This window comes from Roseburia rectibacter (assembly GCF_014287515.2).
Classification (GTDB): domain Bacteria; phylum Bacillota; class Clostridia; order Lachnospirales; family Lachnospiraceae; genus Roseburia; species Roseburia rectibacter.
This window is the reverse complement of sequence record NZ_CP092473.1, coordinates 2,232,087-2,253,479: the sequence shown is the minus strand read 5'-3', so window position 1 is coordinate 2,253,479 and position 21,393 is coordinate 2,232,087. Positions and strand designations below refer to the sequence as shown.

22 protein-coding genes are annotated in these 21,393 nt (G+C 41.3%); 17 read left to right on the top strand and 5 right to left on the bottom strand.

Annotated elements, in window-relative coordinates:
* Positions 1 to 26: 26 nt before the first annotated feature.
* From miaB to H8S51_RS10605, 14 genes are all read left to right on the top strand, one after another.
* A complete protein-coding gene (gene miaB, locus H8S51_RS10670; RefSeq protein ID WP_186898726.1) occupies positions 27 to 1,517 on the top strand; it encodes a tRNA (N6-isopentenyl adenosine(37)-C2)-methylthiotransferase MiaB in 1,491 nt (496 codons plus the stop codon).
* A gap of 112 nt (positions 1,518 to 1,629) precedes the next feature.
* Positions 1,630 to 1,998 carry a NusG domain II-containing protein gene (locus tag H8S51_RS10665; RefSeq protein WP_117921843.1) on the top strand — a complete coding sequence of 123 codons (369 nt, stop codon included), beginning with the start codon at positions 1,630 to 1,632 and terminating at the stop codon, positions 1,996 to 1,998.
* Entirely contained in the window at positions 1,988 to 2,485 is a 498-nt protein-coding gene (locus H8S51_RS10660) for a Gx transporter family protein (RefSeq protein ID WP_117921844.1), read from the top strand. The genes H8S51_RS10665 and H8S51_RS10660 overlap by 11 nt, the downstream gene beginning before the upstream one ends.
* A 15-nt stretch (positions 2,486 to 2,500) precedes the next feature.
* Positions 2,501 to 3,112, top strand: a complete 612-nt coding sequence (gene ruvA / locus H8S51_RS10655; protein WP_186898727.1) for a Holliday junction branch migration protein RuvA — start codon at positions 2,501 to 2,503, stop codon at positions 3,110 to 3,112.
* A 19-nt stretch (positions 3,113 to 3,131) separates the two neighbouring features.
* Complete coding sequence (ruvB, locus tag H8S51_RS10650) at positions 3,132 to 4,124, top strand: Holliday junction branch migration DNA helicase RuvB (protein ID WP_186898728.1); 993 nt, start codon at positions 3,132 to 3,134, stop codon at positions 4,122 to 4,124.
* Between the two features lie 67 nt (positions 4,125 to 4,191).
* Positions 4,192 to 4,659, top strand: a complete 468-nt coding sequence (locus H8S51_RS10645; protein ID WP_186898729.1) for a cell division protein ZapA — start codon at positions 4,192 to 4,194, stop codon at positions 4,657 to 4,659.
* Between the two features lie 77 nt (positions 4,660 to 4,736).
* Positions 4,737 to 7,055 (top strand): U32 family peptidase, encoded by a 2,319-nt coding sequence (locus H8S51_RS10640; protein ID WP_186898913.1) that lies wholly within the window; start codon positions 4,737 to 4,739, stop codon positions 7,053 to 7,055.
* A gap of 4 nt (positions 7,056 to 7,059) precedes the next feature.
* Positions 7,060 to 8,436: an FtsW/RodA/SpoVE family cell cycle protein gene (locus H8S51_RS10635; protein WP_186898730.1), complete on the top strand. Its 1,377-nt coding sequence runs from the start codon at positions 7,060 to 7,062 to the stop codon at positions 8,434 to 8,436.
* Complete coding sequence (locus tag H8S51_RS10630; RefSeq protein ID WP_186898731.1) at positions 8,375 to 9,865, top strand: peptidoglycan D,D-transpeptidase FtsI family protein; 1,491 nt, start codon at positions 8,375 to 8,377, stop codon at positions 9,863 to 9,865. Before H8S51_RS10635 ends, H8S51_RS10630 begins: the two co-directional genes overlap by 62 nt.
* Before the next feature lie 79 nt (positions 9,866 to 9,944).
* Positions 9,945 to 10,397 (top strand): NUDIX hydrolase, encoded by a 453-nt coding sequence (locus tag H8S51_RS10625; protein WP_006856003.1) that lies wholly within the window; start codon positions 9,945 to 9,947, stop codon positions 10,395 to 10,397.
* A gap of 32 nt (positions 10,398 to 10,429) precedes the next feature.
* Entirely contained in the window at positions 10,430 to 10,747 is a 318-nt protein-coding gene (locus H8S51_RS10620; protein WP_117921851.1) for a hypothetical protein, read from the top strand.
* A 10-nt stretch (positions 10,748 to 10,757) separates the two neighbouring features.
* The gene (locus tag H8S51_RS10615) at positions 10,758 to 11,693 is read left to right on the top strand and encodes a hypothetical protein (protein WP_186898732.1); all 936 of its coding nucleotides are present in this window, start codon (positions 10,758 to 10,760) and stop codon (positions 11,691 to 11,693) included.
* Positions 11,694 to 11,722: 29 nt separating this feature from the next.
* Positions 11,723 to 12,160 carry a GerW family sporulation protein gene (locus H8S51_RS10610; protein WP_117921853.1) on the top strand — a complete coding sequence of 146 codons (438 nt, stop codon included), beginning with the start codon at positions 11,723 to 11,725 and terminating at the stop codon, positions 12,158 to 12,160.
* Between the two features lie 123 nt (positions 12,161 to 12,283).
* Positions 12,284 to 12,430, top strand: a complete 147-nt coding sequence (locus H8S51_RS10605; protein WP_006856007.1) for a hypothetical protein — start codon at positions 12,284 to 12,286, stop codon at positions 12,428 to 12,430.
* Here H8S51_RS10605 and H8S51_RS10600 read toward each other — a convergent pair.
* From H8S51_RS10600 to H8S51_RS10585, 4 genes are all read right to left on the bottom strand, one after another.
* The gene (locus tag H8S51_RS10600) at positions 12,427 to 13,065 is read right to left on the bottom strand and encodes an RpiB/LacA/LacB family sugar-phosphate isomerase (protein ID WP_186898733.1); all 639 of its coding nucleotides are present in this window, start codon (positions 13,063 to 13,065) and stop codon (positions 12,427 to 12,429) included. The two genes, H8S51_RS10605 and H8S51_RS10600, sit on opposite strands and share 4 nt — an antisense overlap.
* A 119-nt stretch (positions 13,066 to 13,184) precedes the next feature.
* Positions 13,185 to 14,048 carry a 5-dehydro-4-deoxy-D-glucuronate isomerase gene (kduI, locus tag H8S51_RS10595; protein WP_186898734.1) on the bottom strand — a complete coding sequence of 288 codons (864 nt, stop codon included), beginning with the start codon at positions 14,046 to 14,048 and terminating at the stop codon, positions 13,185 to 13,187.
* Positions 14,049 to 14,100: 52 nt separating this feature from the next.
* Complete coding sequence (gene uxaC / locus H8S51_RS10590; RefSeq protein WP_186898735.1) at positions 14,101 to 15,516, bottom strand: glucuronate isomerase; 1,416 nt, start codon at positions 15,514 to 15,516, stop codon at positions 14,101 to 14,103.
* Positions 15,517 to 15,540: 24 nt separating this feature from the next.
* Complete coding sequence (locus tag H8S51_RS10585; RefSeq protein WP_117921856.1) at positions 15,541 to 16,551, bottom strand: LacI family DNA-binding transcriptional regulator; 1,011 nt, start codon at positions 16,549 to 16,551, stop codon at positions 15,541 to 15,543.
* 313 nt (positions 16,552 to 16,864) lie between these two features.
* Between H8S51_RS10585 and H8S51_RS10580 the strand changes: the two genes are divergently transcribed.
* The 3 genes from H8S51_RS10580 to H8S51_RS10570 all read left to right on the top strand — a co-directional run bounded on the left by H8S51_RS10580 (position 16,865) and on the right by H8S51_RS10570 (position 20,829).
* A complete protein-coding gene (locus tag H8S51_RS10580; protein WP_117921857.1) occupies positions 16,865 to 18,331 on the top strand; it encodes a tagaturonate reductase in 1,467 nt (488 codons plus the stop codon).
* Positions 18,332 to 18,345: 14 nt separating this feature from the next.
* Positions 18,346 to 19,827 (top strand): UxaA family hydrolase, encoded by a 1,482-nt coding sequence (locus H8S51_RS10575; RefSeq protein WP_186898736.1) that lies wholly within the window; start codon positions 18,346 to 18,348, stop codon positions 19,825 to 19,827.
* A 198-nt stretch (positions 19,828 to 20,025) separates the two neighbouring features.
* Positions 20,026 to 20,829, top strand: coding sequence for a gluconate 5-dehydrogenase (locus H8S51_RS10570; RefSeq protein WP_015560591.1), 804 nt, complete (start codon positions 20,026 to 20,028; stop codon positions 20,827 to 20,829).
* 232 nt (positions 20,830 to 21,061) lie between these two features.
* Here the strand turns inward: H8S51_RS10570 and H8S51_RS10565 are convergent, their stop codons facing one another.
* Positions 21,062 to 21,286, bottom strand: coding sequence for a hypothetical protein (locus H8S51_RS10565; RefSeq protein ID WP_186898737.1), 225 nt, complete (start codon positions 21,284 to 21,286; stop codon positions 21,062 to 21,064).
* Positions 21,287 to 21,393: the final 107 nt, after the last annotated feature.

Sequence of the window (21,393 nt, the reverse complement as noted above, 5' to 3'; positions counted from 1 at the left end):
AGAAATAGTGAGGATTTAACAGTTTTATGAGTCAGAAAGTTACAACGGGAGTGCGCCCGACATTGCGCATCGCAGATAAAAACCAGATTCCGGCAACGGAACCGGAACGTCAGTATTACTTTATGGATATTGCAAAAGAGTATTTAAGACAGCTTTCCGAGGAAAAAGGAAGTCCGCTGACTTTTCATGTATCCACATTCGGATGCCAGATGAATGCAAGGGACTCCGAAAAATTAGTCGGTATTCTGGAAAAGATCGGCTATGTGCAGGAAGATTCCGAGGAAGCAGATTTTGTTATTTATAACACCTGTACAGTTCGTGAGAATGCAAACAATAAAGTATACGGACGACTGGGATACTTAAACGGCTTTCAGAAGAAAAATCCATTTATGATGATCGGACTGTGCGGTTGTATGATGCAGGAACCGACAGTAGTAGAAAAGATTAAACAGAGTTACCGTTTTGTAAACCTGATCTTTGGAACACATAATATCTATAAATTTGCAGAGCTGATCGTTACCGCATTGGAAAACAGCTATTCAGAGCATGCGGCAGGTCATGGTACATCCATGACGATCGATATCTGGAAAGATACCGATAAGATCGTTGAGGATCTTCCGGTTGAAAGAAAATACTCCTTTAAATCAGGTGTTAATATTATGTTTGGATGCAACAACTTCTGTAGTTATTGTATCGTACCGTATGTGCGCGGCAGGGAGCGGAGCAGAGAACCCAAAGAAATCATCCGTGAGGTGGAGCGCCTTGCGGCTGACGGAGTTGTGGAAATTATGCTCCTAGGACAGAATGTCAATTCTTATGGCAAAAATTTAGAGCAGCCAATGACGTTTGCACAGCTTTTGCAGGAGATCGAAAAGGTGGATGGCATTGAGCGTATCCGTTTTATGACTTCCCATCCAAAGGACCTTTCCGATGATCTGATCGAAGTTATGAAAAATTCCAAAAAGATCTGTAAACATCTGCATCTTCCATTACAGTCAGGAAGCAGCCGTATTTTAAAACTGATGAACCGCCGCTATGACAAGGAACATTATTTAGAACTGGTAGATAAGATCCGTGCCGCAGTGCCTGATATTGCACTTACAACGGATATTATTGTCGGATTCCCTGGAGAGACAGAGGAAGATTTTGAGGAAACCATGGACGTGGTACGTAAAGTGCGTTATGACAGCGCATTTACATTTATTTATTCAAAACGTACCGGCACCCCGGCAGCTGTGATGGACGATCAGATCCCGGATGACGTGATCAAAGCACGTTTTGACCGTTTGTTAAAAGAAGTGCAGACTATTTCCGCAGAAAAAGCCGGAGCGCTGACCGGACAGACACTTCCGGTTCTGATCGAAGAAAAAAATGAGCAGGATGCAGCTCTTGTGACTGGCAGACTTAGCAATAACTCGGTAGTACATCTGCCGGGAACAGAGGATATGATAGGAAAAATCGTGGATGTGAAACTTCTGGAATGCAAAGGCTTCTACTATATGGGGGAGTGTGTGTAAAATCCTGAGAAGAAGCCTTCGGCTTCTACTATATGGGGGAGTGTGTATAAAATTCTGAGAAGAAGCCTTTGGCTTCTACTATATGGGGGAGACAGTGTAAGTGTAAAATTTTATGAAGAAAAGAGATATCATTTTTTTAAGTGTTATTTTTATTTGTCTGGCAGGGTTTGCGGCAGGTTTTTACCTGACACATCAGAATACCGGTGCAAGTGTGGAGGTTACGGTAGATGGAAAGGTTTATGGTACTTACCCGCTTGATGAGGATGATGAGATTCCAATCCGGAAAGATGGGAAAACAACGAATCTGCTTGTGATAAAGGATGGAAAAGCTGATGTGACGGAAGCTGACTGCCCGGACAAACTCTGTGTGCATCAGAAAGCTATTTCAAAAACAAATGAGACGATCGTCTGTCTCCCGAACAAAGTAGTGGTGCAGGTGATCGGTGCCGGAGAAAGTGAGTTGGATTCCATTGCGAGATAAGAAAAAAACAGCATATTTAGGTGTTTACCTGGCACTGGCACTCATCTGCAGTTATGTGGAATCACTGATTCCGTTTTATTTTGGAATACCAGGTGTAAAACTTGGACTAACAAATATAGTTGTGGTTCTGATGCTTTACTGCGTGGGAACGAAAGAAGCACTGGCAGTGTCTGCACTGCGTATTGTACTTTCCGGTTTCCTGTTTGGAAATATGTTCAGTATTTTATATAGTCTTGCAGGCGGACTGCTTAGTTTTCTTGTGATGTATCTGCTGAAAAAAACAAAATGGTTTGGTGTTCTGCCTGTCAGTGTGAGTGGCGGAATCTTTCACAATGTAGGTCAGCTTGTTGTGGCTGCTTATGTTGTGGAAAATTATAATATTTTTTATTATATGCCGGTGCTGCTGATCGCCGGTGCACTGACTGGATTTTTGGTCGGTATTGCGGCACAGGAAATGATAAAACGGATCGGAAAACGGATGGTGTAACAGGAGGATTTTAGCATGTATTCATACATCAAAGGTGTTTTGACGGATATGGACGAGGAGAGTATCGTGGTGGAGACCGGTGGGATCGGTTATCATATTTACACGACAGGACAGACATTCCGGTATCTTCCTTCTGTCGGGGAAGAAGTAAAAGTATATACTTATCTGCATGTCAGGGAAGATGCCATGCTGCTTTTTGGATTTCTGACAAAGGACGAATTAAAGATTTATAAGTTACTGTTAGGTGTCAGTGGAATCGGACCGAAAGGAGCACTTGCGATCTTATCCGTGATGACGACGGATGATCTCAGGTTTGCAGTTCTCGGTGATGATGCGAAAGCAATCGCTAAGGCACCGGGAGTAGGTGCAAAGACAGCCCAGAGACTGATTCTTGAATTAAAAGACAAACTGAGTCTGGAAGATGCATTTGAACAGAAATTTGAAAAGACAGGTGAGTCCACAGAAAATCATGCCAGTGGCACTAAGAATGAGGCGATACAGGCTCTGGTCGCGCTTGGCTATTCGTCTTCCGAAGCTCTTCGGGCATTAAACGGTATTGAGATCACGGAAGAGACGGATGTGGAAGAAATATTAAAGATGGCATTGAAGAAGATGGCATTTTTATAGAAATGTGGTGAAAATTTAAATGGAAAAAAGAGTCATTTCCACGCAGGTGCAGGAAGAGGATATCAAAATTGAAAAAAGCCTGCGTCCGCAGACGCTTGATGATTATATCGGACAGCAGAAAGCAAAGGAAAATTTAAAAATATATATTGAGGCGGCAAAACAAAGGGGAGAGTCCTTAGATCATGTGCTTTTTTACGGTCCTCCCGGACTTGGAAAAACGACGCTTGCAGGGATCATTGCAAATGAGATGGGAACACATCTTAAGGTGACAAGTGGCCCTGCAATCGGAAAACCGGGAGAGATGGCAGCTATCTTAAGCAATCTGCAGGAGGGGGATGTCCTGTTTGTGGATGAGATACACAGGTTAAACCGCCAGGTGGAAGAAGTTCTTTATCCGGCAATGGAAGACTATGTGATCGATATTATGATCGGAAAAGGGGCAACTGCGCGTGCAATCCGTCTGGATCTGCCGAAATTTACGCTGGTCGGTGCAACTACGAGAGCGGGGCTTTTGTCAGCACCGCTCCGTGACCGTTTTGGCGTGGTGCATCATCTGGAATTTTATACGGTGGAGGAACTAAAGACGATCATTCTTCATTCTGCAAAAACACTGGGTGTTGAAATTGATGAGGAAGGTGCATTTGAGCTTGCAAGACGTTCGCGTGGAACACCACGACTGGCAAACCGTCTGTTAAAGCGTGTCAGGGATTTCGCAGAGGTGAAATATGACGGAAAGATATCAAAGGAAGTTGCTGCCTTTGCGCTGGATCTCTTAGAGGTTGATAAGATGGGACTCGATCAGAACGACCGTAATATTTTAAAGATCATGATTGAAAAGTTCTCCGGTGGACCGGTGGGACTTGATACGTTAGCGGCGGCGATCGGTGAGGATTCCGGAACGATCGAAGATGTATATGAGCCGTATCTGGTGAAAAACGGATTTATCAACCGCACACCCAAAGGACGTGTGGTAACTGATTTTACGTATCAGCATTTCGGATTGACAAAATAGTTGATTTTAGCATTGAATGTCATTATAATATACCATATATTGTACAGCAGACCGGAGGAGAAGATAAATGGCAGAGAAAACAAGTGCAGAAGTTGTGATCGGCGGAAAAGTGTACACATTAAGCGGATACGAAAGCGAAGAATATCTTCAGAAGGTTGCAGTCTATATCAATGGAAAGTTAAATGAATTTGACAGTATAGAAGGATATCAGAGATTTCCGGCCGACATGAAAGCAACCTTGTTAGAGCTTAATATTGCAGATGATTATTTTAAAGCAAAAACTCAGGCTGAGAAGTTAGAACGTGAGATTGAGGCAAAAGAAAAAGAGATTTATGATCTGAAACACGATCTGATCGCAGAACAGATCCAGTCAGAAAATGATAAGAAAGAGATTAAGCGTTTAGATACAGAAAACCGTGAATTGCTATTGAATAAGGCGCGTTTAGAATCGTCATTAGAGGAGTCTCTTCTTGGAAAGATCGAAGAAGATGCGTCAGATGAAGATGAAACAGAACAGGAAGATACAACTGATTAATAACAGATGGATGCCTGCAGCAGAAATCTGTCATACAGGAAAAAGTGAGGGGACGGAGAGATTATTTTCGTCCTTTTATGTTTTTGATGGAGAGAATCAGAATGAACAGTAATAAACGATATCAGAATATAGAATTGTTAGCACCGGCAGGCTCCATGGAAACCTTTCGTGCAGTAATAAATGCCGGTGCAGATGCAGTATATCTCGGTGGAGGAAGATTCGGGGCACGTGCCTATGCTGATAATTTTACCGAGGAAGAACTGCTTTCGGCAATCGATTATGCGCATATCCATGGGAGAAAAGTATACCTCACGGTAAATACCCTGTTTAAGGAACGTGAATTGACCGAAGACTTATATTCATATCTGCTGCCTTATTATAAACAGGGACTGGATGCGGTTATCATCCAGGATATGGGAGCTTTTCAGATGGTGAGAGAGGCTTTCCCTGGATTATCCATACATACGAGTACACAGATGACAGTGACAAACCGCTACGGTGCCGCAATGATGAAGGAGATGGGGGCTGACCGTGTAGTGACAGCGCGTGAGATGTCGCTTACGGAAATACGTGATATCAGAGATCATGTGGATATTGAAATCGAAAGCTTTGTTCATGGGGCACTTTGTTACTGTTATTCCGGTCAGTGTCTGCTCAGCAGTATGCTGGGAGGACGAAGCGGAAACCGTGGCAGATGTGCCCAGCCGTGCCGCCTTTCCTATGAGGTTTTTGATGAAAAGAAGCATCCGGTAAAGACAGGGAAAAAAGAGCGTGATATCTATATTTTAAGCCCGAAGGATCTCTGTACCGTATCAATGATCCCGGATCTGATCGAAAATGGTGTTGATTCCTTTAAAATCGAGGGAAGAATGAAAAAGGCAGAATATGCTGCTGGTGTGGTATCTGTTTACCGTAAATACATAGATCGTTATATCAATGCATGTCTGCGCACGGATGAGGTGACTGCAAAGAAAGACTTTAAAGTAACGAAAGAAGATATGCAGCATCTTTATGATTTTGGAAACCGTAGTGGATTTACAGATGGGTATTATAAAAGACATAATGGCAGAGAGATGATCACATTTGATAAGCCATCGCATACAAAAGGAAATGAAGCACTCTGGGAAGAAATAAAAGAGCGTTATGTCCGGTCTGAAAAAAAAGAAAAAATCAATGGAACTTTAAGATTAAAAAAAGATTTTCCTGCTAAACTGGAAATTACATGGAATGATGTCCGGATCTCTGCGGATGGAGATGTGGTACAGGCTGCATTAAAACAGCCGCTTACAGAAGAAAAAGTGTCTGCAAGCATAAAAAAGACCGGGAATACGCCGTATGAGTTTGAAAAACTTGATATAGATATGGATGATGATATTTTCCTCCCGGTGCAGGCCTTAAATGTATTGCGGAGAAATGCATTGGAATTGCTGAGTGAAACACTGACTGCACCTGCACGAAGGGATAAAGCCGGGGCAGATGAAAAAATATCGGGTGAAGATCGACCAGTGAAATTGGTATCTGTACAAAATGAGAAAAATGCAGCATCCGGGAATGGAAAATCACAGCTTTCGGTTTCCATTGAAAACCGGGGTTTTATAAAAAAACTGCTTGATGAGTCCTGTGTGGATTCCATATATCTTGACAGCAGTTGTTATACAAGAGAAAACCTGTTTGCAGCATTAAAAGAAGATACAGTCCGTATTCATTTGTCAGGGAAAAAAGTTTATTATATTATGCCGGCAGTATTTCGTTTTCCTACGCTTTCTTTCTATGAAAAAAATCTGTCGGAAATGAAACAGACCGGGATAGATGGATTTGTAGTAAAAAGTTATGATGAACTTGCATTTATCAGGAAAAATCTTCCGGATACGGATATTATTTTAGATCACAATCTTTATATCTGGAATTCTTATGCAAAAAGGCAGCTCTGGGATATGCAGCCGGTTCGTGATACGGTTCCATTTGAACTTAACCGGAAAGAATTACAAAACAGGGATAATACACAGAGTGAAATAGTTCTTTATGGCAATCTGCCGCTGATGATATCTGCGCAGTGTGTACATGCCAATGCCGGGGCAGACCGGGGGTGTGATAAGGTTCGGACTGTCACCTATCTGAAAGATCGTTATGGGAAATATTTTCCGGTAAAAAATAATTGTACGGAATGTTACAATACGATTTATAATACAGCTCCGCTGATTTTATTCCCTTATCGTGATGAACTGGAAAAAATGGGAATCCATGCATACAGGATCAGCTTTACAACGGAGCAGGAATCACAGGTAAAACAGATATTAAATTTATATAAAACAGTCTTTTTAAATGGGAAAAACAGTCTGCAGGAACTGTATATGGGAGAATATACCGGTGGACATTATAAACGAGGAGTAGAATAACGGTATGGAAAATCTTATCGTAGAAGTTTCAAAATATCTGATGATCATATTGTTTGCGTGTTATGCGTATGAGTGTTTTTCGGCATTCCGCAGCAGAATCAGTACAGAAAAGAGAAATCATATATTTGACCGGCAGATATTTTTTATGTATCTGATCCATCTGGACGCGTTTTTAGTGCTCTATACAGTTACCGATGAAATTAATCTTATCATTCTTTATTTCCTTCAGGTAATTTTAGTGACGATCGTGATCGTTAATTATCAGTTATTGTATCCTAAGGCATCCAGGCTTGTGACAAATAATATGTGCATGCTTTTAATGATTGGTTTTATCATGCTGACAAGGCTTTCTTATGAGAAGGCGATAAGACAGTATGCGATCGCGATCTGTGCGTCGGTCATTACGATCGTGATACCGGTACTGATACGGAAAGTGCAGTCATTACGAAGACTGACGTGGCTGTATGCAATGATCGGTATTATTGGACTTGCTGCAGTTACCATATTTGGTTCTACCAGTTATGGTGCGAAGATATCGGTTACGATCGGTGGACTGTTTTCGATACAGCCATCTGAGTTCGTGAAAATTCTATTCGTGTTTTTTGTGGCAGGAATGCTTTATAAAAACACAGATTTTAAAACCGTCTGTATCACAACGATCGTGGCGGCAGTACATGTGTTGATCCTAGTGGCATCAAGAGATCTTGGAGGTGCATTGATCTTTTTTGTTACCTATCTGGTTATGCTTTATGTTGCGACCAGAAAATTGTTTTATTTTGCCGGCGGTCTTCTGGCCGGATGCATCGCCGCTGTTGCTGCCTATGGATTATTTTCACATGTCCGCGTCAGGGTTGTGGCATGGCGCGATCCGCTCAGTGTTATTGATAATGAGGGGTATCAGATATGCCAGTCCCTGTTTGCGATCGGAACCGGTGGATGGTTTGGCACAGGATTGTATCAGGGAACACCAAATAAAATACCGGTTGTTGAGCAGGATTTTATTTTTTCTGCAATATCAGAAGAATTAGGAGGTATTTTTGCAATCTGCCTGATCATGGTGTGCATCAGCTGCTTTCTGATGTTTTTAAATATTGCAATGCAGATGAAAGAACAGTTTTATAAACTTGTAGCGTTAGGACTTGGAACAGTGTATGCGTTTCAGGTATTCCTTACCATTGGCGGTGTGACAAAATTTATTCCGTCAACCGGAGTAACACTGCCGTTAGTAAGCTATGGAGGAAGTTCTCTGCTGGCAACCATGATGCTGTTTGCGGTGATTCAGGGATTGTATATTTTGAGGCAGGATGAAGGAGAGAACAATGCGAGAAAAAAACAGCGAAAGACCGGATATGAAAGACAACAGGTCGAAGAACTCTATTAAGACAGGTAAAAAGAAAAAAAATACAAAAAACCGGGAATTTGCGGTTATCACGTATTCGTTTCTGGCATTGTTTATCTGCCTGATGGGGTATTTTTCTTACTTTCAATTTTTTAAGAGTGAGGAATTTATCAATAATCCTTACAATACCAGACAGGAGACATTTGCCCAGAAAATCGTACGCGGTCAGATCCTGACAAATGATGGTCAGGTGCTTGCGGAGACGGTGACGGACAATGAGGGAAATGAGACAAGGAGATATCCATACGGCAGTATATTTTCACACATAGTCGGGTATTCTACCAAGGGAAAGTCAGGAATTGAGTCACTTGCGAACTTTAACCTGCTGCGTTCCAATACAGCTTTTTTAGATAAGGTCGGAGATGAGATGCAGGGTGAGAAAAGTCCGGGAGATAATGTAGTCACGACGTTAGATTATGGACTGCAGGCAACGGCATATGATGCGTTAGGATACTATAAGGGAGCAATCGTTGTATTAGAGCCTTCTACCGGCAAGATTCTTGCAATGGTATCAAAACCGGATTTTGATCCAAACACGATCGCTGCAGACTGGGATAACCTGACGGCGGACGATAACACAGATGCAGCACTGTTAAACCGTGCAACACAGGGACTTTATCCGCCGGGATCGACATTTAAGATCCTGACAACTTTAGAGTATATCCAGGAACATGCGGACTATGAAAATTACAGTTATACCTGTACAGGCAGCTATACAGTGGGAGATCATACGATTCACTGTTATGGAAATAAGAGCCACGGAACCCAGAATCTGCGTCAGGCATTTGCCAACTCCTGTAATGCATTTTATGCATCACTCGGAATGGAGCTTGATGTAGACAGGTTTGGACAGTTGTGTGATAAAATGTTGTTTAATACCAGTCTGCCGACGGATCTGCAGGCATCTAAGAGCAGTTTTGTATTAGAAAAGACAGATGGAGCTTCTGCAATTATGGCAACTTCCATTGGACAGGGACAGACGCTTGTGACACCGTTTCATATGGCGCTGATCGTAAGTGCAATCAACAATGACGGCATTCTGATGAAACCGTATGTGTTAGATCATGTAGAAAGCAGCGACGGAGTTTTAGTGGAGCAATACGAGCCGGAAGAATATGGCACGCTTATGTCAACGGATGAAGCTGCGATTTTAAAGGATTATATGAGTTATGTGGTCGAGACCGGTACCGGTAAGAAATTGAGCGGTCAAAATTACGAGGCGGCAGGAAAGACAGGATCAGCAGAGTATTCTACCGGAGCAGATTCTTCACATTCCTGGTTTGTAGGATATGCACACAGAGAAGATAAATCTGATATTGCGATTGCCGTAATCGTGGAAAAAGCAGGTGTCGGAAGTGAATATGCCGTACCGATTGCAAAAGAGGTCTTTGATGCATATTATAATGAATGAAATGTTGCATGTGCTTTTGAAAAGTATTATACTTATAAACATGATAGTATTATAAATGACCACATCAGGAGGTATTGCGATGATCGAGGCAACAAGTTGTGGTGGTGTGGTAATATTTCGCGGCAAAATATTGCTCTTGTACAAAAATTACAAAAATAAATACGAGGGATGGGTACTTCCAAAAGGAACTGTGGAAGCAGGAGAAGAATATAAAGATACAGCGATGAGGGAAGTATATGAAGAGACTGGTGTGAAAGCGACTCTGATGAAATATATCGGAAAAAGCCAGTATTCATTTACAGTACCGGAGGATGTTGTAGAAAAGACGGTGCACTGGTATCTGATGATGGCAGACAGTTATTACAGCAAACCGCAGCGTGAAGAGTATTTTGTCGATTCCGGTTATTACAAATACCATGAGGCGTATCATCTTTTGAAGTTTCCGAATGAGAAACAGATGTTAGAGAGAGCGTATGAGGAATATCAGGAATTAAAGAAGAATAATCTGTGGGGCAGCCACAGGTATGAATAAACAAAACACATCAGAAAGATGGAGCAGGATGTATGATATGGTATAAGGATTTGTATGTGGGGGAGAGTATTGTACATAAGACAAAGAAAGTCAAGTGGAAGATTATGCACAATGCCGGACAGATCGGGATTTATGTGATCACATTGGCCTCTAACAGACAGAATCTGCTTGATATCATACCATCATATGAACTGATGCAAAAGGAATATCCTAAAAAAGATATGGTAATCGTGGGATTGGCAAAGGGTTACGATGAAGCAGTTGAGGTCGCAGCATCCATTATAGATGAGGTGTACCGTAGCACAGGTACATTTGCCGTCCGCACATATCTTGCAGAAAAACAGGGTTAAGGAGCTTGAAATGTCGGTTGTATTGCTCATATTAAAAATAATCGGATGGATTCTGCTGACACTGCTTACGTTTTTTCTACTGATCGTTCTTCTCGTGCTTTTGGTGCCGGTTCGTTACCGGATGGAGGGAATCATTGAAGAAAATGTCCGGATAGAGGGAAAAGTACACTGGATGCTTCATATTTTATCCTTTATGTATTCCTATAATGAAGAAGGACTTTCTTATAAGCTGAAGTTGTTTGGAAGGAATATTTCTCTGGGTGAGAAACTGGAGGACGAAGCGGAAGAAACGATTGCAGACAGCACAGACGTGGCAGTTCATGAGAAAAAAACAGAGGATGAAAACGGAATTTTTTCAGATATAAAAAAGCAACAGCAGGATGCTGAATCGAAAAATATAGCAGAGTTGCAACAGAAAGACTCAAAAGATGACACACAGACAACGGAGCTGGATTCCGCAGCACAAAGAAATACAGAAAAGACATCTTCTGGAAAGATATCGCCTGGACAGAAGATAACCGGTAAATTTCACAGTGCCATTGAGAAAATCAAAGGTGTTCGTAGAAAATGGGAAAATCTGTCCGACCGGGCAGGAAAGATAAAAGATGTATTGACCGATGAACATAACCGTAATAGTGTTTCTGTAGTTTGGAGAGAGATTAAATATCTGTTGAAACATTCTCGCTTTCGAAAGATCAATACAGAATTGAATTTTGCATTATGGGAACCATCAGCGACTGGACAGGCACTTGGAGTCCTCGCAATGTTTCCGGCAGTTTATCAATATGATGTTGGAATCTATCCGGATTTTGAAGCAGATAAAGCGTATGTGGAAGGTACTTTTTTCGTAAAAGGACATATACGTCTGATACATGTACTTATATCCGGTATCCGCCTGTTAAAAGAGTGTGATATCCGGAATTTGATAAAGAAAGTTTTTAAATAAAATAGCAGAAAGAAAGGCAGGGTTTCATTATGGCAGACAATAGTTTTCATACAACAGTAGAATCTTTATTTAAGGGGATGGACAGTTTTATCACAACCAAGACGGTAGTAGGGGATGCGATCCATATTGGGGATACGATCATTCTTCCACTGGTTGATGTTTCGTTTGGTGTTGCAGCTGGTGCTTTTTCACAGGAAAAGAAAAATAACGGTGCCGGTGGTATGGGTGGAAAGATCATGCCAAGCGCAGTTCTTGTGATCCAGAATGGTACAACCAAACTGGTAAATATTAAGAATCAGGACGGAATCACAAAAGTGCTTGATATGGTGCCGGATTTTGTAAACAAATTTACTTCAAAAAATGATGCATCTTCTGAGAATGTTACTGAGAATCAGACAGATGCTGCTGCAAAGGCAGCAGCCGGAAAAGAGATGGAAGATATCTTAAAGGATTCTGTGAATAAATAGGAATCACAGGTTTCATGTTTCATAAATGGTGGATGGTCATAAAAAGTTTTTAAAACAGTATAAAAAACAAGAAGAAACGCATATATTATCAGTAATATATGCGTTTCTTTATTGGAGTCTGCCATGAAACGGATGCTTGGATTCGCACTGTTTTGCTTTGCAATGGGAATGCTTGTGATGATCGTGATTCACAACCGTTTCTGTGGGTTTGTTCTCATGATTTTATGTATGCTGGCAGGGTATTATCTGTTCTGCTGTGATGATTGCTAGCCGATCAGTTCCTTTACGCAGGCAGCGATTGCTTCGTCTTTACAGTTTGCAAAGAAATACTCGCTGAAATGATCGCCACTTAAAGCGCCAATGACAAGGTCGCGGTCAAGTTCTTTTAAAATAGATACAAGATCACGATGAGTTATTTTTTTAACCTCGTCTAAGATTTTTTTATTGCGCTGTTCCGGTACGACACGTTCCTTTGGATATCCGCCGCCACCCGGAGCACAGAACAGCTTTTCAAAGATATAGGTAAGATTTAATTCTCCACCCCAGCCAAAATTCTCGGCGAATGGGAGAGCAATGCAGTTTCCGTCATTGACCTGTGAGAACAGATAAGCGTCAAGTGGGGACTCGATATGTCCGCAGAGTACCTGTGGGAAAGCGTTGCATGCAAGCATAGCGCCCTCGCCGGTTCCGCAGCCTGTGATGACAAAATCAGCGGCACCGGAGTTTAATAAAACTGCTGCAAGAATACCATTCTGCACATAAGTAAGCTGGTGTATATCTTCTGCAGAATACATGCCGTAGTTGAATACCTCATGTCCCATTGGTTCTACGACAGATTTTAAAGTAGCACAGATCATTTCATTTTTTGCTGCCTGGCTGTTTTCGTTGATTAATGCAATTTTCATGAATATCCTCATTTCTGTACTGCCGGTATATTGTTTTGCCGGAATACTGGCAGTACGTCCGTATTCCGGCATTATATCTGGTTCTTAAAAATGTATATCTGTAAATATACGATAGGTTATTACATTAAATCTTTCATTGCAACATCATCCATATCATCAAAGTCCTGATTCTCGCCAACCATTCCCCAGATGAAAGTGTATGCCTGTGTACCGCATCCAGAGTGAATGGACCAGCTTGGAGAGATAACAGCCTGTTCGTTGCGCATAACGATGTGTCTTGTCTCGGTCGGTTCGCCCATGTAATGCATTACAAGTGCATCTTTGGGCATATCAAAGTACAGATAAACTTCCATACGTCTGTCATGTGTGTGGCATGGCATTGTGTTCCATACGCTGCCCGGTTCAAGTTTTGTCATACCCATTTCAAGCTGACAGCTTTCTACCTGTCCCGGAAGAATATATTTGCAGATCGTTCTGTGGTTGGCTGTCTCTAAAGAACCGAGCTCAACTTTGTTACAGTCCTTTACAATGACAACACCGTTTTCCGGTGTACCCTCCGGTTTGATCAGTACGGTAGGATAAGTCATATGGGCAGGAGCGCTGTTTAAGTAAAATTTTGCAGGGGAATCTGCGTTTTCACTTGCAAAAGAAATATCCTTTGAACCCATGCCGATATACATGCCTTCTTTATGGGCAACTTTGTATTCTTTTCCATCGATCGTGATCACACCGGCACCACCGATATTGATCACACCGAGCTCACGGCGTTCGCAGAAATACTGTGCACGCAGCTCATCGCCGGCGGTTAATTTTAAAGTTTCTTTTACCGGAACAGCAGAGCCTGTGATGATACGGTCGATATGGCTGTATACAAGTTTGATGACTTCCGGCTGAAACAGGTCGTCAATTAAAAATTCCTCTCTTAAACGTTCGGTTGTGTAATGTTTGACATCTCTTGGAGATGCTGCAGTACGAAGTTCCATAAAATGTTCCTTTCCTGCGCATTTCAGTGCGCATAACAAATTGGCTTCCTGATTAGCAGGTTTTTAAGTTAAATCCAAAGTAATTTACAGAGTTGTTGTAGCAGATACCTTTGATAATCTCCTCTAATGTATCATAATCTGCCGGGAACTCACCGTTTTCTACCCACTCACCAATGAGGTTGCAGAGGATTCTGCGGAAGTAATCATGGCGTGTATAGGATAAGAAACTTCTTGAGTCAGTCAGCATGCCGACAAAACCGGAAAGATTTCCGAGGTTTGCAAGGGAGATCATCTGATCCTGCATACCGGTCTTGTGATCGTTGAACCACCATGCGGAACCCTGTTGGATCTTTGCAACAGCGGTGGAATCCTGGAAGCATCCTAAGATAGTGCCGATTGCCTGATTATCGTTCGGGTTTAAGCTGTAAATGATTGTCTTTGGAAGATTGCCATTCTTATTTAAAGAGTTTAAGAAATCTGCCATTTCGGAAGACGGAGCATAGTTGTTGATGCAGTCATAACCGGTATCCGGTCCAAGGTGGTCAAACATCGGAGTATTGTTGTCACGTTTGCATCCATAATGAAGCTGCATTACCCAGTTGCGTTTTGTATATTCTGTGCCGACAAATAACATAAATGCGGTTTTGAATTTTAATTCTTCTGCGCGTGTAACACCTTCGCCGGAAAGACGTTTTGCAAAAATAGCCTCGATCTCATCATCAGAAGCAGGAGCATACATTACATATTCCAGAGCATGGTCAGATACGCTGCATCCCATGGAAGCAAAGAAATCCATGCGGTTTGAAAGAGCTTTCTTTAAAGCCGCAAACGTATCTATCTTGATACCAGAAACTTCAGATAACTGGGAGATATAATCTAAATAAGTAACTTTTTCAATGTTCATTGCCTTGTCAGGACGCCATGCAGGAAGTACCTGTACATCAAAGGAATCATCCTCAGCGATTTTTTTATGCCACTCTAAGGAATCAACAGGATCATCTGTGGTGCAGATTAATGTAACATTGGATTGTCTGATAATGTTGCGGACAGACATATCTTTCTCTGCAAGTCTCTTATTACATAATTCCCATACTTCCTCAGCGGTTTTCTTATTTAAAACACCATTGTAGCCGAAATATTTTTTTAACTCCAGATGACTCCAGTGGAAGAGCGGGTTACCGATGGCTTTTCCGAGAACTTCTGCCCATTTTAAGAATTTTTCCTTGTCAGAGGCATCGCCGGTGATATATTTCTCGTCTACACCACAGGAACGCATAAAGCGCCATTTGTAATGATCGCCGCCTAACCATACCTGGGTAATATTCTCAAACTGGCGGTCTTCATAGATTTCCTGCGGATTGATGTGGCAGTGGTAATCTAAGATCGGCGCATCTGCTGCGTAAGAATGGTAAAGTTTCTGTGCGGTCTCGCTCTGAAGCAAGAAGTTTTCGTCCATAAATTGTTTCATTGTTTTTCCTCCATTATGTTTGTTTTAGAATAAGGTAGTTCCACGTTTAATTAATTTGCCGGAAAAAATAGATTTTTTCGGCATTTCTTCACCAGAAAGAACTCCCACTAAGGTCTGCACTAACTGATGTGTCTGTGTTTCCAGGCGGTTGTCCACGGAAGTAAGTTCCGGAATACAGCAGGTTGTCAGCATGGAATTGTTGTACCCCATGATGGATAGATCATCGGGTACGGAAATATGATTGCGCTGCGCATATTTGACTACACCGACGGCGAGTACATCGTCGGCAGCGATCACTCCATGAAAAGGAGGGGCCTCTTTTGCAACCTGATCCATAAAGTCAGCAATTTCGTTAAACTGCTGGGAATCTCCGTCGTATTTGTGGATTCTGTTTTCTATATCAGAGATGCCATGTTTTTTTAAAGCATCTTTGAAACCGTTTAATTTTTTGCGACCACTGTATGAAATGGAATTATAAATATAGACTGGATCGGCAATCCCGGAATCCAACATAGATTCTGTTGCCTCAAACATGGTCGTATAGTCATCACATAAAGTGCTGTAAACGTTTGGATAATCGAAAGAAGCGTTTAACAGCATGATCGGTACCTGTGAGGAAATATCCTTAATGTACTGGTTTTCATCTTCGGTAGTACCGATGAAGTTAGAACCGACAAGAATGATACTGTCTACTTTTTTGGAAAGGATCAAATTCAGGTAATTCTGTTTGATCTCTAAATTATAACCGGTACAGCAGAGCAGTGACTCATAACCGTTTGCCTGCAGTTCCTGTTCTAAATAATAAACCGCCTTTGCAAGAAAAAGATCAGAGGAATCTGCACAGAGAATACCGATCGTCTGCAGGGAGTGAAGTCCCATGCCGCGTGCAAAAGCGTTTGGTGTATAATCATATTTTTCAATGATATCCATGACTTTTTTCTTTGTAGAAGGTCGGACTTTGTCGCTGCCGTTTAATACACGGGAAACAGTCGCGATGGATACACCGGCTTTTTTCGAAATGTCGTATATTGTCATAAATAAAATCCCTTTAATATGTTAAAATCGCTTCCTGTATTACATCTTATAAAGAAATGTAAAAGAAAATGAAAGCAGTTTCATTGCTACTGGTCTGATTATACAATAACAAAAAAAAGAAAGCAATATCAGATTTTGTAAAATATAGAAAAAATGTAGAAGAAAAAGTGACGATTTTAAAGAAAAATAATAAAAATCACTAAATTGTGCAAAATTACATATTGACGAAACGGTAAAAAGGTGTAAGAATACAAATTGTAAACGCTTACAAAATGACAAGGTGCAGTAATGATCTGATAATCAGGAGGAAATCATGGATTTATTAAACAGAAAAAAAACAGGAAAAGTAGAAAGACCAGTTAAAGTATTACAGTTTGGAGAAGGAAATTTCCTTCGTGCGTTTGTTGACTACATGATCGACATTGCAAATGAGCAGGGAAAATTTAACGGAGACATCGTACTTGTAAAACCGATTGAGTTCGGAAGTCTTGACAGATTTCACGATCAGGAGTGCCAGTATACAGTACAGTTAAGAGGAATCGTGGATGGAGAGCCGAAGCGTATTAACCGTATCGTAACCAGCGTTGCAGATGCAGTAGATGCTTATGGTGAATATCAGAAATATGCAGATTATGCAAAACTTGACAGCTTACGTTACATTGTTTCTAATACAACAGAGGCAGGTATCGTTTATGATGATACAGACAGATTAGAGATGGAGCCGCCGAAGAGCTATCCGGGTAAATTGACCAAATTCTTATATGAAAGATATAAACATTTTAACGGAGCAATGGACAAAGGTCTTGTGATGCTTCCGGTTGAGCTGATCGATGATAATGGTATCCATTTAAAAGAGTGTGTAGAGAAACTTGCAGTACTCTGGAACTTAGAAGAAGGATTTAAGAAATGGTTAGATGAGGCATGTGTATTTACATCCACATTAGTTGACCGTATTGTAACCGGTTACCCAAGAGATGAGGCTGAGGAACTTTGCAAAGAGTTCGGATATCAGGATAACCTGATTGTAACAGGTGAACCATTTGCTCTCTGGGTTATCGAGAGTGCAAAAGATATCAGCAAAGAATTTGCACTTCCGGATGCAGGACTCCCGGTTATCTTTACTGACAATCAGAAACCTTATAAACAGAGAAAAGTACGTATCTTAAATGGTGCCCATACTTCTTTTGTACTGGCATCTTATCTCTGTGGTAATGATATCGTGTTAGAGTCCATGCAGGATGAATTGATCTTCAACTTTATGAAAGCAACGATCTTTGATGAAGTTATTCCTACATTAACACTTCCGAAACAGGATCTGATCGATTTTGCAGAGGCAGTTATTACAAGATTTAACAACCCATATGTAAAACATGCATTATTATCCATTTCCCTGAACTCTGTTTCAAAATGGCGCGCAAGATGTATGCCGAGCTTCTTAGAGTACATTAAGAACGAAGGAAAACTTCCGACACACCTGACATTTTCACTGGCTGCCCTGATGGCATTCTATACAGGTACAGAGATTCGCGACAAAGCATTGATCGGACATCGTGATGGTGCTGAGTATCAGATCTTAGATGACGCAGCGGTATTAGAGTTCTTTGCAGAAAACAGTTCAAAAGATGCAGCAGAATATACACATGCAGTATTATCCAATGAGCATTTCTGGGGTGAGGACCTTACAAAATTAGCAGGAGTGGAAGAGGCTGTAACTGGTTACATGGAAGATATCCGTGCACTTGGAATGAGAGCAGCAATGGAAAAAACTTTTAACGCATAAGCAGGAGAATACTTATGAAAGATTTTATCAAAATTAATGAAAATGATAATGTCATTGTTGCCATAAAGGAAATTGCGGAGGGAGAAAAAGTCGCTGTTGATGGAAAAGAATTTACAGCGGCTGAGATGATCCCTGCCGGTCATAAGATGGCGATCAGTGATATTCCGCAGGGCGGCGATGTGATCAAATATGGTTTCCGTATCGGAAATGCAAAAGAGGATATCAAAGCCGGTCAGTGGGTGCATGTACATAATATCAAAACTGCTCTTGGTGATCTGCTTACCTATACCTATGAGCCGGTAAAAACAGAGAAAAAAAAGACAGAGGATCGTACTTTTATGGGATTTTCACGTCCGGATGGAAGCGTCGGTGTGCGTAATGAAGTCTGGATCATACCGACGGTCGGCTGTGTGAACAACATCGCAACAGCGATGGCAAAACGTGCCAATGCAAAGGTTCATGGTTCTGTGGAGGAAGTCATTGCATTTCCTCATCCATATGGATGTTCCCAGATGGGAGACGACCAGGAACACACCAGAACAATCCTTGCAGATCTCGTAAAGCATCCGAACGCAGGTGGTGTTTTAGTACTTGGACTTGGATGTGAAAACAGTAATATTGGTGAACTGAAGAAATACATTGGTGATTATGATGAGAACCGTGTGAAATTTTTAGTCTGCCAGGAATGTGAAGATGAGATGGAAGAGGGCGAAAAACTCTTAGAAGAACTGATCGATTATGCTGCTGGATTTTCCCGTGAGCCGATCAGTGCATCCAAACTCATCATTGGCATGAAGTGCGGTGGAAGTGATGGATTCTCCGGAATTACAGCAAATCCGCTGGTTGGTAAGTTTTCTGATATTTTAATCGGAAAAGGTGGAACGACGATCCTGACAGAGGTGCCAGAGATGTTTGGTGCAGAAACATTGCTGATGAACCGCTGTGAAAATGAAGAACTGTTCCATCAGACCGTAGATCTGATCAATGATTTTAAACAGTATTTTAAAGATAATCATCAGACGATTTATGAAAATCCGTCACCGGGAAATAAAAAAGGCGGTATTTCAACTTTAGAGGATAAGTCTTTGGGATGTACGCAGAAATCAGGAAGTGCTGCAGTAAAAGGCGTTCTTTCCTACGGCGAGCGCGTACATACATCGGGATTAAATCTTCTCAGCGCACCGGGCAATGACCTTGTTGCTGCAACTGCATTAGCAGCCAGCGGTGCACATATTGTACTGTTTACGACCGGACGCGGAACACCGTTTGCATCCCCGGTTCCAACAGTAAAGATTTCCAGCAACAGTACTCTTGCCGGAAAGAAAAAGAACTGGATCGATTTCAATGCGGGTGTTCTTGTGGAAGATGCAGAGTTAGAAGAAACAGGTCAGAAATTATTTGACTATGTGATCGATGTTGCATCCGGTAAGAAAGTACGCAGTGAAGAAGCAGGATTCCATGATATGGCAATTTTTAAACAGGGAGTCACTCTGTAGAGATGACATACTGGCAATAGACAATAAAATGAATATTCATAAAAACATGTAATCATTGTGTCACATGTTTAATAATTTAGACAACAGAATATTTGCACAGGATTCAATTTGTCATTTCAGAAATATTGGGCAGAAAACGCAGAAACTGGATTCTTATTTATAGAATCTTAAACATAACACAAAAAAGGAGATAGAAATATGTCATTTTTAAACAATTTCTCATTAGAGGGCAAAATTGCATTAGTAACAGGCGCATCTTATGGTATCGGATTTGCAATCGCATCTGCTTATGCAGAGGCTGGCGCAACCATCGTATTTAATGATATCAAACAGGAGCTGGTTGATAAAGGATTAGCTGCATATGCAGAAAAAGGTATTAAAGCTCATGGTTATGTATGTGATGTTACAAATGAGGAACAGGTAAACGCTTTCATTAAGAAAGTAGAAGAAGAAGTTGGTGTGATCGATATTCTTGTAAATAATGCAGGTATCATCAAACGTATCCCGATGTGCGATATGTCAGCGGCAGAATTCAGACAGGTAATCGACGTTGACTTAAATGCACCGTTTATCGTATCAAAAGCAGTTATCCCGTCTATGATCAAAAAAGGTCACGGAAAGATCATCAACATCTGCTCTATGATGAGTGAACTTGGTCGTGAGACTGTTTCCGCTTACGCTGCTGCAAAGGGTGGATTAAAAATGTTGACAAAGAATATTGCATCTGAGTATGGTGAATTCAATATCCAGTGTAACGGTATCGGACCTGGTTATATCGCAACACCTCAGACTGCACCTCTTCGTGAGATCCAGCCAGATGGTTCCAGACATCCGTTTGACCAGTTCATTATTGCAAAAACTCCGGCTGCAAGATGGGGAAATGCAGAAGACTTACAGGGACCGGCTGTATTCCTTGCATCTGATGCATCTAACTTTGTAAATGGTCATGTGCTGTATGTAGACGGTGGTATTTTAGCTTATATTGGTAAACAGCCACAGTAAAAATGGCAGCTTATAGTTAGCATCACTTTGGTGTTGGCTGAGCCTTGGGGCGTGCATTGGAACCATAAAATTGCCGGTTCCGGTGCACTGTCGGCGAGCCTTAGTGCACTGGAGCCGGAAGTTTTGTGGTGAGATATGCTGGCTTTTAAAAGCGATAATTTATATTTTTCGCTCCATAAGAATATATTTTCCCTCGTTGATTAACGTGAAAGTTATTTTTGACCAGAAAGCATTAAATAGCAATTAAAGATTCCTTTTCAAAAAAACCAACGTAGAATTTATCATCATAACTTTTTCCTGATGGTAGTGCTTTCATGTCTTTTAATATACTTTCTTTTGTGACAAAGGGAGGATGATATTGATAAAAAACAGGATTCCCACAACACAAATCAAAAATAATATCCAGGTCATTTTCGTCTAATTTACGTACATAAAACTTTTGTGATAAAGAGTTCACGTCCAAATCAATCACCTCATAAAAATCAAATTACTAACTCTATTTTACCATTGAGAATTAAGACTTGTGTTGCTATCCATGGCAACGCAACACTGCGTTATGAACCG

What these genes read in the sequence shown, in the direction of transcription:
- H8S51_RS10605 (WP_006856007.1), top strand. Translation starts at nt 12,284, where the DNA reads ATGAAACGGATGCTTGGATTCGCACTGTTTTGCTTTGCAATGGGAATG.
- H8S51_RS10630 (WP_186898731.1), top strand. Translation starts at nt 8,375, where the DNA reads ATGCGAGAAAAAAACAGCGAAAGACCGGATATGAAAGACAACAGGTCG.
- H8S51_RS10600 (WP_186898733.1), bottom strand. Translation starts at nt 13,065, where the DNA reads ATGAAAATTGCATTAATCAACGAAAACAGCCAGGCAGCAAAAAATGAA.
- H8S51_RS10635 (WP_186898730.1), top strand. Translation starts at nt 7,060, where the DNA reads ATGGAAAATCTTATCGTAGAAGTTTCAAAATATCTGATGATCATATTG.
- H8S51_RS10580 (WP_117921857.1), top strand. Translation starts at nt 16,865, where the DNA reads ATGGATTTATTAAACAGAAAAAAAACAGGAAAAGTAGAAAGACCAGTT.
- uxaC (WP_186898735.1), bottom strand. Translation starts at nt 15,516, where the DNA reads ATGAAACAATTTATGGACGAAAACTTCTTGCTTCAGAGCGAGACCGCA.
- H8S51_RS10665 (WP_117921843.1), top strand. Translation starts at nt 1,630, where the DNA reads ATGAAGAAAAGAGATATCATTTTTTTAAGTGTTATTTTTATTTGTCTG.
- H8S51_RS10610 (WP_117921853.1), top strand. Translation starts at nt 11,723, where the DNA reads ATGGCAGACAATAGTTTTCATACAACAGTAGAATCTTTATTTAAGGGG.
- H8S51_RS10615 (WP_186898732.1), top strand. Translation starts at nt 10,758, where the DNA reads ATGTCGGTTGTATTGCTCATATTAAAAATAATCGGATGGATTCTGCTG.
- kduI (WP_186898734.1), bottom strand. Translation starts at nt 14,048, where the DNA reads ATGGAACTTCGTACTGCAGCATCTCCAAGAGATGTCAAACATTACACA.
- H8S51_RS10625 (WP_006856003.1), top strand. Translation starts at nt 9,945, where the DNA reads ATGATCGAGGCAACAAGTTGTGGTGGTGTGGTAATATTTCGCGGCAAA.
- H8S51_RS10585 (WP_117921856.1), bottom strand. Translation starts at nt 16,551, where the DNA reads ATGACAATATACGACATTTCGAAAAAAGCCGGTGTATCCATCGCGACT.
- miaB (WP_186898726.1), top strand. Translation starts at nt 27, where the DNA reads ATGAGTCAGAAAGTTACAACGGGAGTGCGCCCGACATTGCGCATCGCA.
- H8S51_RS10640 (WP_186898913.1), top strand. Translation starts at nt 4,737, where the DNA reads ATGTTTTTGATGGAGAGAATCAGAATGAACAGTAATAAACGATATCAG.
- H8S51_RS10575 (WP_186898736.1), top strand. Translation starts at nt 18,346, where the DNA reads ATGAAAGATTTTATCAAAATTAATGAAAATGATAATGTCATTGTTGCC.
- H8S51_RS10645 (WP_186898729.1), top strand. Translation starts at nt 4,192, where the DNA reads ATGGCAGAGAAAACAAGTGCAGAAGTTGTGATCGGCGGAAAAGTGTAC.
- ruvB (WP_186898728.1), top strand. Translation starts at nt 3,132, where the DNA reads ATGGAAAAAAGAGTCATTTCCACGCAGGTGCAGGAAGAGGATATCAAA.
- ruvA (WP_186898727.1), top strand. Translation starts at nt 2,501, where the DNA reads ATGTATTCATACATCAAAGGTGTTTTGACGGATATGGACGAGGAGAGT.
- H8S51_RS10570 (WP_015560591.1), top strand. Translation starts at nt 20,026, where the DNA reads ATGTCATTTTTAAACAATTTCTCATTAGAGGGCAAAATTGCATTAGTA.
- H8S51_RS10620 (WP_117921851.1), top strand. Translation starts at nt 10,430, where the DNA reads ATGATATGGTATAAGGATTTGTATGTGGGGGAGAGTATTGTACATAAG.